Consider the following 13,019-nt stretch of genomic DNA (forward strand, 5'->3'; position numbering starts at 1 on the left):
CGAAAAAGATCCTTTGTCCGCTTTGTGACCCAGCCCACACCCCGGCGCGGCCGGGTTCACCTCCGCCCGCGCGGCTCCGCCGTCGGCGGCAGCGGCTGCTCCCAGGTGTGGGCCACGTCGACGATCACGAGGTGCCCGTACTGGAAGACGCGGAACGGCAGCCGGGCCCGCACACCCAGGCCGACCTGGGTGTCCCCCTCGAAGCTGCCCGCGAAGCGGGTGTCCCGGAAGGTGCGGTAGCCCGTGAGGTCCACGTTCCGCAGCGGCTCCCCGAAGCGGCCGCGGTAGCTCCGCAGGCCCGTGGTCGGCTCGTAGCTGGGCGCGGCCACCCGGATCTCCAGGATCGCGCCGCCGTCCACCGGGAGCGGCTCGCCGGAACCGTCCTGATACAGCCGGTCGACATAGGCCACGCGATAGCCGATCGGGCGCTCGCCGCTGCCCTTGACGTCGAAGACCATGCGGTCGAAGCAGTCGTGCTGTCCGGTTCTGATGTCCCGCAGCGACTTGTAGGCACTGTCCGTGGCGACCTTGGCGAGGCTTCCCCAGCCGGTCTCGCAGTGCACGGCGGGCGCGGTGTCCGCCGTGCCGCCGTCGGCCGCGGTGACCGGAACCGTCATCGCCGTCAGCCCGGCCCCCGTCAGCACGAGCGCCGTCAGCGCCCTGCTCAACCGTCGCATCACTAACCCCCAGCCATCTGGTGACGGACACACCCTGGGCCCGCAACCCGCGATCATGCCGGACCGTTTCCACACCTGGCGGATGTACCGACCAAATCCAGCCAACTGGCGTCATGTGCGGCCGAATTCGGTTATTCGGCTATACGACAATGGCCGCCCCTCACGCGAGGGACGGCCATTGACGGCTGTGACAGCTGTGGTGCGTGAGGGTCAGCCCTCGACGCCCAGCCTTTCCAGGATCAATTCACGGACGCGCGCCGCGTCCGCCTGGCCGCGGGTGGCCTTCATGACCGCGCCGACGAGCGCGCCCGCCGCCGCGACCTTGCCCGCGCGGATCTTGTCCGCGATGGCGGCGTTGGCCGCGATGGCCTCGTCCACGGCGGTGCCCAGCGCGCTGTCGTCGGAGACGACCGCGAGACCGCGGGCCGCGACGACGGCGTCCGGGTCGCCCTCGCCCGCGAGCACGCCCTCGATGACCTGGCGGGCCAGCTTGTCGTTGAGGGAGCCCTCGGCGACCAGCGCGCAGACCCGCGCGACCTGCGCCGGGGTGATCTCCAGCGCCGCGAGCTCCGTACCGGCCTCGTTGGCCCGGCGGGCCAGCTCGCCCATCCACCACTTGCGGGCGCTGGCCGCGTCGGCGCCGGCCTCGATGGTGGCGACGATCAGGTCGACGGCACCGGCGTTGAGGATCGACTGCATGTCGTGCTCGGAGACGCCCCACTCCTCGCGCAGCCGGTTGCGGCGCACGCGCGGCAGCTCGGGCAGCTGGGCACGGAGCTCCTCCACCCACTCCCGGGCGGGAGCGACCGGCACCAGGTCCGGCTCGGGGAAGTAGCGGTAGTCCTCGGCGTTGTCCTTGATGCGGCCCGCCGTGGTGGACCCGTCCTCCTCGTGGAAGTGCCGGGTCTCCTGCACGATCGTGCCGCCGGAGGACAGCACCGCCGCGTGCCGCATGATCTCGAAGCGGGCGGCCCGCTCGACGGAACGCAGGGAGTTGACGTTCTTCGTCTCCGAGCGGGTGCCGAACTTCTCGGTGCCGTTGGGACGCAGCGACAGGTTGACGTCGCAGCGCATCTGGCCCATTTCCATCCGGGCCTCGGAGACGCCGAGCGCCTTGATGAGCTCGCGCAGCTCGGCGACGTACGCCTTGGCGACCTCGGGGGCCCGCTCGCCCGCACCCTCGATCGGCTTGGTGACGATCTCGATGAGCGGGATGCCCGCGCGGTTGTAGTCGAGCAGGGAGTGCGAGGCACCGTGGATGCGGCCGGTGGCACCGCCCACGTGGGTGGACTTGCCGGTGTCCTCCTCCATGTGGGCGCGCTCGATCTCCACGCGGAAGACCTCGCCGTCCTCCAGCTGGACGTCCAGATAGCCGTTGAAGGCGATCGGCTCGTCGTACTGCGAGGTCTGGAAGTTCTTCGGCATGTCCGGATAGAAGTAGTTCTTCCGGGCGAAGCGGCACCACTCGGCGATCTCGCAGTGCAGCGCCAGACCGATCTTCACGGCGGACTCGACGCCGACGGCGTTGACGACCGGCAGCGAGCCGGGCAGGCCGAGGCAGGTGGGGCAGGTCTGCGAGTTGGGCTCGGCGCCCAGCTCGGTGGAGCACCCGCAGAACATCTTGGTCCGGGTGCCGAGCTCGACATGGACTTCGAGGCCCATGACGGGGTCGTAGGACGCCAGCGCGTCCTCGTACGACACCAGGTCGATGGTGGTCACGGAAAACTAACCTCTCAGTCCGCGAGAACGTCGTCGCTGCTCATCCGGCGCAGTTCGCGCACGAGCAGGGCGACGCCGGTGGCGATGGCGGCGGCGGAGACGATGGCGTCCACGAGCTGGAGCGTGTCCTGCTCGCTCCGGGCCTTCTTGGCCTGCTTCACGACGCTCACCGCGCCGAACAGCGTGGTGCCGATGGACAGATACGTGCCGGGCCGGGACTTCTTGAAGCCCTTGGCCTTCGCGAGCTTGCCGGTGGTCCCGGCCTTTTCGACGGTCACAGCGACGGTGCCTCCTCGAGCAGCGGGTGTCCCCAGCGGGCGGTGAACGCGGCCTCGACCGCGGCACCCACCCGGTAGAGCCGGTCGTCGGCCATGGCGGGCGCGATGATCTGCAGGCCCACCGGCATCCCGTCCTCGGGCGCCAGACCGCAGGGCAGCGACATCGCGGCGTTGCCCGCCAGGTTGGTCGGGATGGTGCACAGGTCGGCGAGGTACATCGCCATCGGGTCGTCCGCGCGCTCGCCGATCGGGAACGCGGTGGTCGGGGTGGTCGGCGAGATCAGCACGTCGACACCGCCCTCGCCGAACGCCTTCTCGAAGTCGCGCGTGATGAGCGTGCGGACCTTCTGCGCCGAGCCGTAGTACGCGTCGTAGTAGCCGGAGCTCAGGGCGTACGTACCCAGGATCACGCGGCGCTTGACCTCGTCGCCGAAGCCGGCCTCGCGGGTGAGCGCGGTGACGTCCTCGGCGGACTTCGTGCCGTCGTCGCCGACCCGCAGGCCGTAGCGCATGGCGTCGAAGCGGGCCAGGTTGGAGGAGCACTCCGACGGCGCGATCAGGTAGTACGCGGCCAGGGCCAGGTCGAAGGAGGGGCAGTCCACCTCGACGACCTCGGCACCGAGCTCCTTGAGCAGCTCCACGGACTCGTCGAAGCGCTGGAGGACACCGGCCTGGTAGCCCTCGCCGCGGAACTGCTTGACGACGCCGATGCGCATGCCCTTGACGTCGCCGTTGCGGGCCGCCTCGACGACCGGCGGGACCGGGGCGTCGATGGAGGTGGAGTCCAGCGGGTCGTGCCCGGCGATGGCCTCGTGCAGCAGGGCCGCGTCCAGGACCGTACGGGCGCAGGGCCCGCCCTGGTCGAGGGAGCTGGAGAAGGCGACCATGCCGTAGCGGGAGACCGCGCCGTAGGTCGGCTTGACGCCGACGGTGCCGGTGACGGCGGCGGGCTGGCGGATGGAGCCGCCGGTGTCCGTGCCGATGGCGAGGGGTGCCTCGTACGCGGCGAGCGCGGCGCTGGAGCCGCCGCCCGAACCACCGGGGATCTTGGTCAGGTCCCAGGGGTTGCCGGTGGGGCCGTAGGCGCTGTTCTCCGTGGAGGACCCCATGGCGAACTCGTCCATGTTGGTCTTGCCGAGGATGACGACGTCGGCGGCCTTCAGACGCTGCGTGAGCGTCGCGTCGTACGGCGGGATCCAGCCTTCGAGGATCTTCGAACCGACGGTGGTCGGGATCCCCTTGGTGGTGAAGATGTCCTTCAGCGCGAGCGGCACGCCGGCCAGCGGGCCGAGCTTCTCGCCGCGGGCGCGCTTCTCGTCCACGGCGCGGGCCTGCGCGAGGGCGCCCTCGCGGTCCACGTGCAGGAAGGCGTTGACCTTCTCGTCGACGGCCTCGATGCGGGCCAGGTGCGCCTCGGTCACCTGGACGGCGGTGACCTCGCCCGAGGCGATCTTCGCGGCGATCTCCGCCGCGGTCAGCTTGATCAGTTCAGCAGTCATGGTCAGTCCTCCCCCAGGATCTGCGGCACCTTGAAACGCTGCTGCTCCTGGGCCGGGGCGCCGGACAGCGCCTCCTGCGGTGTCAGCGACGGACGGATCTCGTCCGGGCGCATGACGTTGGTCAGCGGCAGCGGGTGGGACGTCGGCGGTACGTCCTGGTCGGCGACCTCGGAGACGCGGGCGACCGCGCCGATGATGTCGTCGAGCTGTCCGGCGAAGTGGTCGAGCTCTTCGTCCTTGAGCTCCAGACGTGCCAGCCGGGCGAGGTGGGCGACCTCCTCGCGCGTGATGCCAGGCATGCGGCGATCCTCAGGGTTCGTGACGGTTTCTGGGCAGGTTGATGGCCCAATCCTATGGCTTCCGCCGGGACGGGACCGACGCATATTCCCGGGGGTGCCCGGAACCCCGTCTGCCCCACCGGTCAGGTGACCGGCTGGTCCGCCTCCTCCGGCGGTGCCACCGGCGCCACCCGCAGGCGGTCGACCTCGCGGTGCCAGCCGCTCTCGCTGCGCAGCCGCAGCCACGCCGTCGTCTCGTCCGGCGGCATCGCCGCGGCGACCAGCCACCCCTGCACCGCGTCGCAGCCCAGGTCGCGCAACCGCTCCCACGTCTCGTCGTCCTCGACGCCCTCGGCGACGACCAGCAGGCCCAGGGAGTGCGCGAGGTCGAGCGTGCAGCGCACGATCTCCGCGTCCTCGGTGTCGATGGCGAGCCGGGCCACGAAGGAGCGGTCGATCTTGAGCTCGCTCACCGGGAGCCGCCGCAGGTGGACCAGGGAGGAGTAGCCCGTGCCGAAGTCGTCGAGGGACATCTTCACGCCGTGGCCGGTGAGCCCGGCGAGGGTGTCGGCGGCACGCTGCGGGTCCTCCAGGAGGACGTGTTCCGTTATCTCCAGCTGCAGCGCGCCCGGCGGCACGCCGTGCCGGGCCAGCCGCGCCGCGACGGATCCGGCGAAGCCGGGCGTGTGGACGTCGCGGGGCGAGACGTTCACCGCGACGGGGACGTTCAGCCCCATCGCCCGCCACTTCGCGACCTGGCCGAGCGCCGTCTCCAGGACGTACTCCGTGAGCCGGGGCATCAGGCCCGAGGACTCGGCGATGGCGATGAACTCGTCCGGGGAGACTCTGCCGCGCTCGGGGTGGACCCAGCGGACGAGCGCCTCCAGCCCCTCGACGTGGCCGTCGAAGCCGACCTTCGGCTGGTAGTGCAGCTCCACCTCGCCGGCGTCCAGCGCCCGACGGAGGTCGCCCAACAGGCCGAGCCGGTCGAGGGTGTTGCCGTCGCGCCGGGCCTCGTAGAGCTCGACGCCGCTGCGGTCGCGCTTGGCCTGGTACATCGCCACGTCGGCCCGGCGCAGCAGGTCGCCGGCGTCGAGCGCGTGGTCGGGATAGACGGCCACGCCCGCGCTGGCCTCCAGGACGAGGGTGAGCCCCTCCAGGTCGAGCGGGGAGCCGAGGGCGGCGACCAGGGAACGGGCCACGCGCTGGGCGCTGGTGAGCGAGTCGGCGGTGGGGAGCAGGACCGCGAACTCGTCGCCCCCGAGCCGGGCCGCCTCCGCGTCGCGCGGCAGGGCCAGGCGCAGTCGTTCCGCTATCTGCAACAGCAGCCGGTCCCCGGCGAGGTGGCCGAGGGTGTCGTTGACGGAGCGGAAGCGGTCGAGGTCTATGAGGACGAGGGCGGCGCGGGTGCCCGCGCGCTCGGCCTCGTCGAGGGCGTTCCAGGTGCGCTCCAGCAGCCACTGGCGGTTGGGCAGCCCGGTGAGCGGGTCGCGGAGCTGCTCCTCGGCGCGGGCGCGGGCGATCCAGAGCGTGGAGTCCAGGGCGATGAGCGGCACGGCGAACAGCGGGAGCAGCATGGGCGCGTGGTCGGCGACGACGGCTATGAGCGGGGCGATGCCCAGCAGCGCGCCGCCGACGAGGGCCTGGCGGACGAGCGCGGTACGGGCGATGCTGTTCAGGCCGGTGCTGGGGGCCATCGAACACCACAGCAGGGCGCGGGTGACCACGAGGTAGAGGAACGCGGCCAGGGCGATCTTGGGCATCGCGGTGAGCGGCCAGGTGTCGGGCAGCCAGGGGTTCTCGACGCTGGAGACGATGTCGCACAGGGCCAGGGAGAGGCCCGCGGCCCCGATGCCGAGGATGTCCACCGCGCCGTGGAGTAACGCCTGGCGCCAGCGGTGGCGGCGGGCGGTGGCGACGAGCACCACGACGGAGATGCTGATCAGGACGGCGGGCAGCCAGCCGTAGAGCAGCAGGACGGCCAGGGTGAGGGCGGCCCCGGAGCCGGTGCCGCCCCACCAGCGGTCGCGGCCGAGGGCGACGAGGTGGGCGACGATCAGGGCGGTGAGGACGGCGAGGGCCACGCCCACCGTATGACCGGGGAACAGCGCGTGGCCCTCGCTGAGTACCCGACAGATCCCGGCGACCAGCGCGAGGCCGGCCAGAGTGACACAGACCGTCGGCAGCGCGGGCGGAGGGACCCGGCGCAGCCGAGATGCCGGTTCGGCGCTGTCGGTGGGTTTCATGCCCGTCCCTCTCACAGCCGGCGGTGCCCGCGCCACGGCAGGCGCACATCTCAACAGTAGGCCGCAGAAGGCTACGGCGGGCAGCGATCGGCAGCGGTTGCCCGATTGGGATCCGACCTCTTGTAGCCATCTGGTATGCGCTGTAGGGGTAATGCCCACTGCCTATGCGGGCATTACTCCGGTGGGGTGGCGACCTGGGTTTTGGTAGTGATCCGGGCCCCATGTGTGGCGGGGCGGACGCAGGTGCCGCAGGGGGCGGGACCCGGGGTGCTTCCCGGCGCTCCTCCGCAGGCGCGACGGGCTCGCATGTGCGGAGGACCGGCACCAGCGGCACCTCGGGTCCCGGTGCTCACTCCGGTGCCGGCACCGCCGCCTCGCGGGCGGCGTCCGGGCCCTGCTCCAGGAGGACGGCGAAACCGTCCTCCTCCAGCACCGGCACCTTCAGCTGCATGGCCTTGTCGAACTTCGACCCGGGGTTGTCCCCCACCACCACGAAGTCCGTCTTCTTGGACACCGACCCGGTCACCTTGGCGCCGCGGCTCTGGAGGGCTTCCTTCGCGGCATCCCTCGTATACGCGGAGAGGGTGCCGGTGACGACCACGGTGAGGCCCTCCAGCGGCCGGGGGCCCTCCTCCTCGCCGTGTCCCTCGTCCTCGAAGCGGACGCCGGCGGCGCGCCACTTCTCGACGATCTCGCGGTGCCAGTCCTCGGCGAACCACTGCTTCACGGAGGCCGCGGTGCCCGGGCCGACGCCCTCGACGGCCTTCAGCTCGTCCTCGCTCGCCTCGGCGATCCGGTCCAGGGAGCGGAACTCCCGGGCCAGCGCCTCGGCCGCGACCGGGCCCATGTGGCGGATGGAGAGCCCGGTGAGGAAGCGGGCCAGCGGGCGCTCCTTCGCGGCCTGGATATTCTCCAGCATCGCCAGGGCGTTCTTCTTCGGCTCACCCTTTTGATTCGCGAAGAAGGTGACGACCTTCTTCTCACCCGTCTCGGGGTCGACCTTGGGCAGGCCGGAATCCATGTCGAGGACGTAGGACTTGATGGGCAGCAGCTCCTCGATCGTGAGGTCGAAGAGGTCTCCCTCGTCCCGCAGCGGCGGGGTGGCCGGCTCCAGCGGCTGGGTGAGGGCGGTGGCCGCCACATAGCCGAAGTTCTCGATGTCGAGGCACTTGCGGCCGGCCAGGTAGTAGAGCCGCTCGCGGATCTGGGCGGGGCAGGCGCGGGCGTTGGGGCAGCGGAGGTCGATGTCGCCCTCCTTCATCGGCTGGAGGGCGCTGCCGCACTCCGGGCACTCGGCCGGCATCACGAACTCCCGCTCGCTGCCGTCCCGCAGATCGGCCACCGGGCCCAGGATCTCGGGGATCACGTCGCCGGCCTTGCGCAGCACCACGGTGTCGCCGATGAGGACGCCCTTGGACTTGACGACCTCCTGGTTGTGCAGGGTCGCGAACTCGACCTCGGAGCCGGCGACGGTGACGGGCTCCACCACCGCGTACGGCGTCACCCTGCCGGTGCGGCCGACACCCACCCGGATGTCCACCAGCTTGGTGTTGACCTCCTCGGGCGCGTACTTCCAGGCGATGGCCCAGCGCGGCGCGCGCGAGGTGGAGCCGAGCCGCCCCTGGAGGGGGATCTCGTCGAGCTTGACGACGACGCCGTCGATCTCGTGCTCCATCGAGTGCCGGACCTCGGGGTCGCCGTAGCGCGCGATGTACTTCCGCACCTCGGCGAGCGAGCCGACGACCTTGGCGTGCGCGGCGGTCGGCAGGCCCCACTCGCGCAGCAGCTCGTACGCCTGCGACTGGCGGTCGATGTCGAAGCCCTCGCGGGCGCCGACGCCGTGCACCACCATGTGCAGCGGGCGGGTGCGGGTGACCCTGGGGTCCTTCTGGCGCAGCGAACCGGCGGCCGCGTTGCGCGGGTTGGCGAAGGGCGGCTTGCCCGCCTCCACCAGGCGGGCGTTGAGCTCCTCGAACTTCTCCATCGGGAAGTAGACCTCGCCGCGGATCTCGACCAGCGCCGGGATCCGCTCGCCCTCGAGCCGGTCCGGGATCTCCTCGATCGTCCGGACGTTGGGCGTGATGTCCTCACCGGTGCGGCCGTCGCCGCGGGTGGCGGCGCGGGTGAGGCGGCCGTGCTCGTACGTCAGATTGACGGCGAGACCGTCGACCTTGAGCTCGCACAGGAAGTGATAGTCCGCGCCCTCGCCGACCTCCTTGGCCAGGCGGTCGGCCCAGGCGGCCAGTTCCTCGTCGTCGAAGGCGTTGTCGAGGGAGAGCATGCGCTCGCGGTGCTCGACGGCCGTGAACTCCGTCTCGTACGCCCCGGCGACCTTCTGGGTGGGCGAGTCGGGGGTGCGCAGCGCCGGATACCGCTCCTCCAGTGCCTCCAGGGAGCGCAGCAGCTGGTCGAACTCGGCGTCGCTGACGACCGGGGCGTCCTTCACGTAGTAACGGAAGCGATGCTCCTCGATCTGCTCGGCGAGCCGCGCGTGCTGCTCCCGTACCTCCGCGGGTGCCACGACAAGCGCAGCCTCCGCCGCGAGCTGTTCTTCGCCGTGCTGTCCGCCAGCCACCGTCTCGTCCTCCCGTTGATCCATGGGCGAGCCCATGAGCGCCGTCACTCAGGGTTGTCCGCGAGTGATCTCGCCGCCCGGACGCAGTGGGCGAGCGCCGTACGGGCATATGCGGGCGAAGCGCCCGCGAGTCCGCACGTCGGGGTGACCACCACGGACTCCGCGAGGGTCCCCGGCGACAGCCCCAGCCTGCGCCACAGCGTCCTGACACCCATGACGCTACCGGCAGGGTCTGACAATGGGCCGTCCACACCCGGCACCACGCCCACGAGCAGCTTGGTGCCCGCCTCGACGGCCTCACCGACCGCTTCCTCCTCACGCTCGGTGAACAGCGAGAAGTCGAACGAGACGCCGCCCACGCCGGCCCGGCGCAGCAGGGCGAACGGCACACCGGGAGAGCAGGAGTGCACGACGGGCGCCGTGCCGGTGGCTTCGCGGGCGACCGTCACCAGCTCGCGCAGCGCGCCCTCGACCACGGCCCGGTCCACCGCGCGGTAGGTGCGATAGCCGCTGGCGGTGCGGACGTGTCCGGTCAGCACCGGCGTCAGCGAGGGCTCGTCCAGCTGGAGCACGACTTGGGCGCCGGGCACCCGGCGGCGCACCTCGGCGAGGTGGGTCCGTACGCCCTCCGCGAGCGAGGCCGTCAGGTCTCGGCAGGCTCCGGGGTCCCCGAGGGCCGCCTCGCCGCCGCGCAGTTCCAGCGCGGCGGCGAGGGTCCACGGGCCGACGGCCGAGACCTTGAGCGCGCCCTCGTAGCCCTGGGTGAACTCCTCCAGGGCGTCGAGGTCCTCGCCCAGCCAGGACCGGGCGCGCTTGGTGTCGCGGCCGGGCCGGTCGCTCATCCGCCATCCGCTGGGCTCCACATGGGCGTAGAGCTCGACCAGCATTCCGGCGGTGCGCCCGATCATGTCCGCGCCGGGGCCGCGGTCGGGCAGCTCCGGGAGGTACGGCAGGGTCTCCAGCGACCCCGTGACGGTCTTGGCGGCCTCCCGGGCGTCGCCACCGGGCATCGATCCGACCCCGGTGGCGACGCCGGGGCCCCAGCTCAACTCGTTCTTCTCGCTCACGCAGGAAGACTACGAGACCCCCGTGGTGCCGCCGGCCTCGCGCGCCCGCCGTGGCGTCAGCGGCCGGGGCGGACCGTCAGGTCGTTGATCTCCGCGTCCCGCGGCAGGTCGACGGCCAGCAGGACGGTCTGCGCGACGGAGTCCGGGTCGATCCACTTCGCGGGGTCGTACTCCTTGCCCTCCTGCTGGTGCACCTTCGCCTGCATCGCGGTCGCCGTGCGGCCGGGGTAGACGCTGGTGACGCGTACGCCGTTGCCGTGCTCCTCGGCGCGCAGCGCGTCGGCGAGGGCCTTCAGGCCGTGCTTGCTGGCGGCGTAGACGCCCCACGTGGCATGGGCGTTGAGCCCGGCGCCGGAGTTGACGAAGACGACGCTCCCCTGGGCGACGCGCAGCTGCGGCAGGAAGAGGCGGGTGAGTTCGGCCGGGGAGATCAGGTTGGCCGCGAGCGTGCTGTTCCAGGTGCGGGTGGTCAGGTCGCCGATGGTGCCGAGGTCGCAGACGCCCGCGATGTGCAGCAGCGAGTCGACGCGGTCGGGCAGCGTCTGCTGGCTGAGCGCCCAGGAGATCCGGTCGGGGTTGGAGAGGTCGGCGACGAGCGTCTTCGCGCCGGGGAAGCGGGCGGCCAGCTCCTTGGCCCGCCCGGCGTCCCGCGCGAAGAGGTAGAGCTCGTCGCCCCGGGCGAGCAGCCGGTCCGCGACCGCAGCGCCGATGCCGGAACCGGAACCGGTGATCAGGTGTGTTGCCATACCCCCACCCTGCCCTATCGCGGGGCGGCGGTCTCGCCCAGGGCGAGCTTCCCCGTTCGGGTGATGCGCTGCCGAACCCATGGCCGACGGCCGGACGTCCGGGGCAGGGTGGGCGTCACGTCGCTACGCTGGCAGAGGCCAGGACCAGAAGGGGGTGGGCACAACATGACAGCACAGCTGGAGCGCCCGGTGACGATGTCTGAGGAAATGCGGCGGTTCGAGGAATTCGACAAGGCGAACCCGGACTACCACGCCGAGATGATCGACGGAGAGGTCTACTTCGAAACCGTGGTTACCGCCCCACACGGGAACATGGTCATGACCATCGGTTCCCAGCTCGTCTCCAAGTGGTTCATCATGACAGAGGTCGACACTGTCTATGACGGCTGGCACGGGAAGACACTCCTCCGCCCGGACTTCTCCGTCGCAGACCCCTCATATCGCGGCACGAGGCTCAAGAAGTTCCCCGCAGACGAGATCATCCTCGTCGGCGAGGTCGTCTCCGAGTCCAACCCGGAGAACGACACCCACCGCAAGGTCGGGAAGTACGCCCAGGCCGGTATCCCGTACTACCTCATCGTGAACCCCATCGAGGGCCAGTGCCTGCTCTACTCCCTGCCCGCTGAAGGCCGCTACCGGTCGCGGGTCGAGAGCAAGTTCGGCGACCCGGTCCCCGTCGGCGCCCCCCTCGACATCGAGATCGACACCACGGCGCTCTACACCTACTGACCCACCCGCGCCGCCGACCTCTCCGTCGAAGCGATCGTCGCCGAGCCCACCACGCGCGTCTCGTCGTAGAGCACGATCGCCTGGCCCGGGGCCACGCCGCGGACCGGCTCCTCGAAGGTGACGTGGAGCTCGTCGTCGATCAGTTCCGCCGTGACCGGGGTCTCGCCGCCGTGGGCGCGGAGCTGGGCCGTGTAGGTGCCGGGGCCCGTGGGGGCGGTGCCGCACCAGCGGGGCTTGATCGCGGTCAGCGCCGAGACGTCGAGGGCCTCCACCGGGCCGACCGTGACCGTGTTGTTCACCGGGGAGATGTCCAGGACGTAGCGCGGCTTGCCGTCCGGTGCCGGGTGGCCGATGCGCAGGCCCTTGCGCTGGCCGATGGTGTAGCCGAAGGCGCCCTCGTGGGTGCCCAGCTTCGTGCCCGACTCGTCGACGATGTCGCCGTCGGCCTTGCCCAGGCGGGCGGCCAGGAAGCCCTGGGTGTCGCCGTCCGCGATGAAGCAGATGTCGTGGCTGTCGGGCTTCTTCGCCACGGCCAGACCGCGCCGCTCCGCCTCCGCCCGGATCTCCTCCTTGGTCGTCAGGGTGTCGCCGAGCGGGAACATCGCGTGCGCCAGCTGCCGCTCGTCGAGCACGCCGAGCACATAGCTCTGGTCCTTGGCCATGTCGCTGGCCCGGTGCAGCTCGCGGGTGCCGTCGTCCTTCAGGACGACCGTGGCGTAGTGGCCGGTGCACACCGCGTCGAAGCCGAGCGCGAGGGCCTTGTCGAGCAGCGCCGCGAACTTGATCTTCTCGTTGCAGCGCAGGCAGGGGTTGGGCGTCCGGCCCGCCTGGTACTCCGCGATGAAGTCCTCGACCACGTCCTCACGGAAGCGCTCCGCGAGGTCCCACACGTAGAACGGGATGCCGATGACGTCGGCGGCGCGGCGGGCGTCGCGCGAGTCCTCGATGGTGCAGCAGCCGCGCGCGCCCGTACGGAACGACTGCGGGTTCGCGGACAGCGCGAGGTGCACGCCGGTCACCTCGTGGCCCGCTTCCGCGGCGCGGGCGGCGGCGACGGCGGAGTCGACACCGCCGGACATGGCGGCGAGTACGCGTAGCCCCTTGCGGGGGGCCTGGAGGTCGGGGGCGCCCGGGAAGTCAGTCATAACCCCTCCAGGGTACGGGGCGCTTGCCGCGGGGTTGGCGGTGATCTCGGTGACGCCGTC

At 71.4% G+C, this 13,019-nt stretch carries 11 protein-coding genes; 1 reads left to right on the forward strand and 10 read right to left on the reverse strand.

Features of this window, described 5'->3' with window-relative positions:
- Nucleotides 1–56: 56 nt before the first annotated feature.
- From ACFY1P_RS00520 to ACFY1P_RS00560, 9 genes are all read right to left on the reverse strand, one after another.
- Nucleotides 57–677: a hypothetical protein gene (locus tag ACFY1P_RS00520; protein WP_361528150.1), complete on the reverse strand. Its 621-nt coding sequence runs from the start codon at nt 675–677 to the stop codon at nt 57–59.
- A gap of 210 nt (nt 678–887) precedes the next feature.
- Entirely contained in the window at nt 888–2,396 is a 1,509-nt protein-coding gene (gene gatB / locus ACFY1P_RS00525; RefSeq protein ID WP_390749248.1) for an Asp-tRNA(Asn)/Glu-tRNA(Gln) amidotransferase subunit GatB, read from the reverse strand.
- Nucleotides 2,397–2,410: 14 nt separating this feature from the next.
- Nucleotides 2,411–2,674, reverse strand: coding sequence for a hypothetical protein (locus tag ACFY1P_RS00530; protein ID WP_361528154.1), 264 nt, complete (start codon nt 2,672–2,674; stop codon nt 2,411–2,413).
- Nucleotides 2,671–4,173, reverse strand: a complete 1,503-nt coding sequence (gene gatA / locus ACFY1P_RS00535; RefSeq protein ID WP_361528156.1) for an Asp-tRNA(Asn)/Glu-tRNA(Gln) amidotransferase subunit GatA — start codon at nt 4,171–4,173, stop codon at nt 2,671–2,673. Before gatA ends, ACFY1P_RS00530 begins: the two co-directional genes overlap by 4 nt.
- Nucleotides 4,174–4,175: 2 nt before the next feature.
- Complete coding sequence (gene gatC / locus ACFY1P_RS00540) at nt 4,176–4,472, reverse strand: Asp-tRNA(Asn)/Glu-tRNA(Gln) amidotransferase subunit GatC (protein WP_087926138.1); 297 nt, start codon at nt 4,470–4,472, stop codon at nt 4,176–4,178.
- 122 nt (nt 4,473–4,594) lie between these two features.
- Nucleotides 4,595–6,697 carry a putative bifunctional diguanylate cyclase/phosphodiesterase gene (locus ACFY1P_RS00545; RefSeq protein WP_390749249.1) on the reverse strand — a complete coding sequence of 701 codons (2,103 nt, stop codon included), beginning with the start codon at nt 6,695–6,697 and terminating at the stop codon, nt 4,595–4,597.
- Between the two features lie 349 nt (nt 6,698–7,046).
- A complete protein-coding gene (ligA, locus tag ACFY1P_RS00550) occupies nt 7,047–9,296 on the reverse strand; it encodes an NAD-dependent DNA ligase LigA (protein ID WP_390749250.1) in 2,250 nt (749 codons plus the stop codon).
- A 20-nt stretch (nt 9,297–9,316) separates the two neighbouring features.
- On the reverse strand, nt 9,317–10,339 hold the full coding sequence (locus tag ACFY1P_RS00555) for a methionine synthase (protein ID WP_390749251.1): 1,023 nt from the start codon (nt 10,337–10,339) through the stop codon (nt 9,317–9,319).
- A gap of 56 nt (nt 10,340–10,395) precedes the next feature.
- Nucleotides 10,396–11,085 carry an SDR family oxidoreductase gene (locus ACFY1P_RS00560; protein ID WP_390749252.1) on the reverse strand — a complete coding sequence of 230 codons (690 nt, stop codon included), beginning with the start codon at nt 11,083–11,085 and terminating at the stop codon, nt 10,396–10,398.
- A gap of 165 nt (nt 11,086–11,250) precedes the next feature.
- On the opposite strand from ACFY1P_RS00560, the gene ACFY1P_RS00565 reads away from it, so the two are divergent.
- Nucleotides 11,251–11,814, forward strand: a complete 564-nt coding sequence (locus ACFY1P_RS00565) for a Uma2 family endonuclease (RefSeq protein ID WP_361531236.1) — start codon at nt 11,251–11,253, stop codon at nt 11,812–11,814.
- Here the strand turns inward: ACFY1P_RS00565 and mnmA are convergent.
- Nucleotides 11,808–12,959 carry a tRNA 2-thiouridine(34) synthase MnmA gene (mnmA, locus tag ACFY1P_RS00570; protein WP_361531233.1) on the reverse strand — a complete coding sequence of 384 codons (1,152 nt, stop codon included), beginning with the start codon at nt 12,957–12,959 and terminating at the stop codon, nt 11,808–11,810. The genes ACFY1P_RS00565 and mnmA overlap by 7 nt on opposite strands.
- Nucleotides 12,960–13,019 lie beyond the last annotated feature (60 nt).

This window comes from Streptomyces sp. NPDC001407, from assembly GCF_042895325.1.
Classification (GTDB): domain Bacteria; phylum Actinomycetota; class Actinomycetes; order Streptomycetales; family Streptomycetaceae; genus Streptomyces.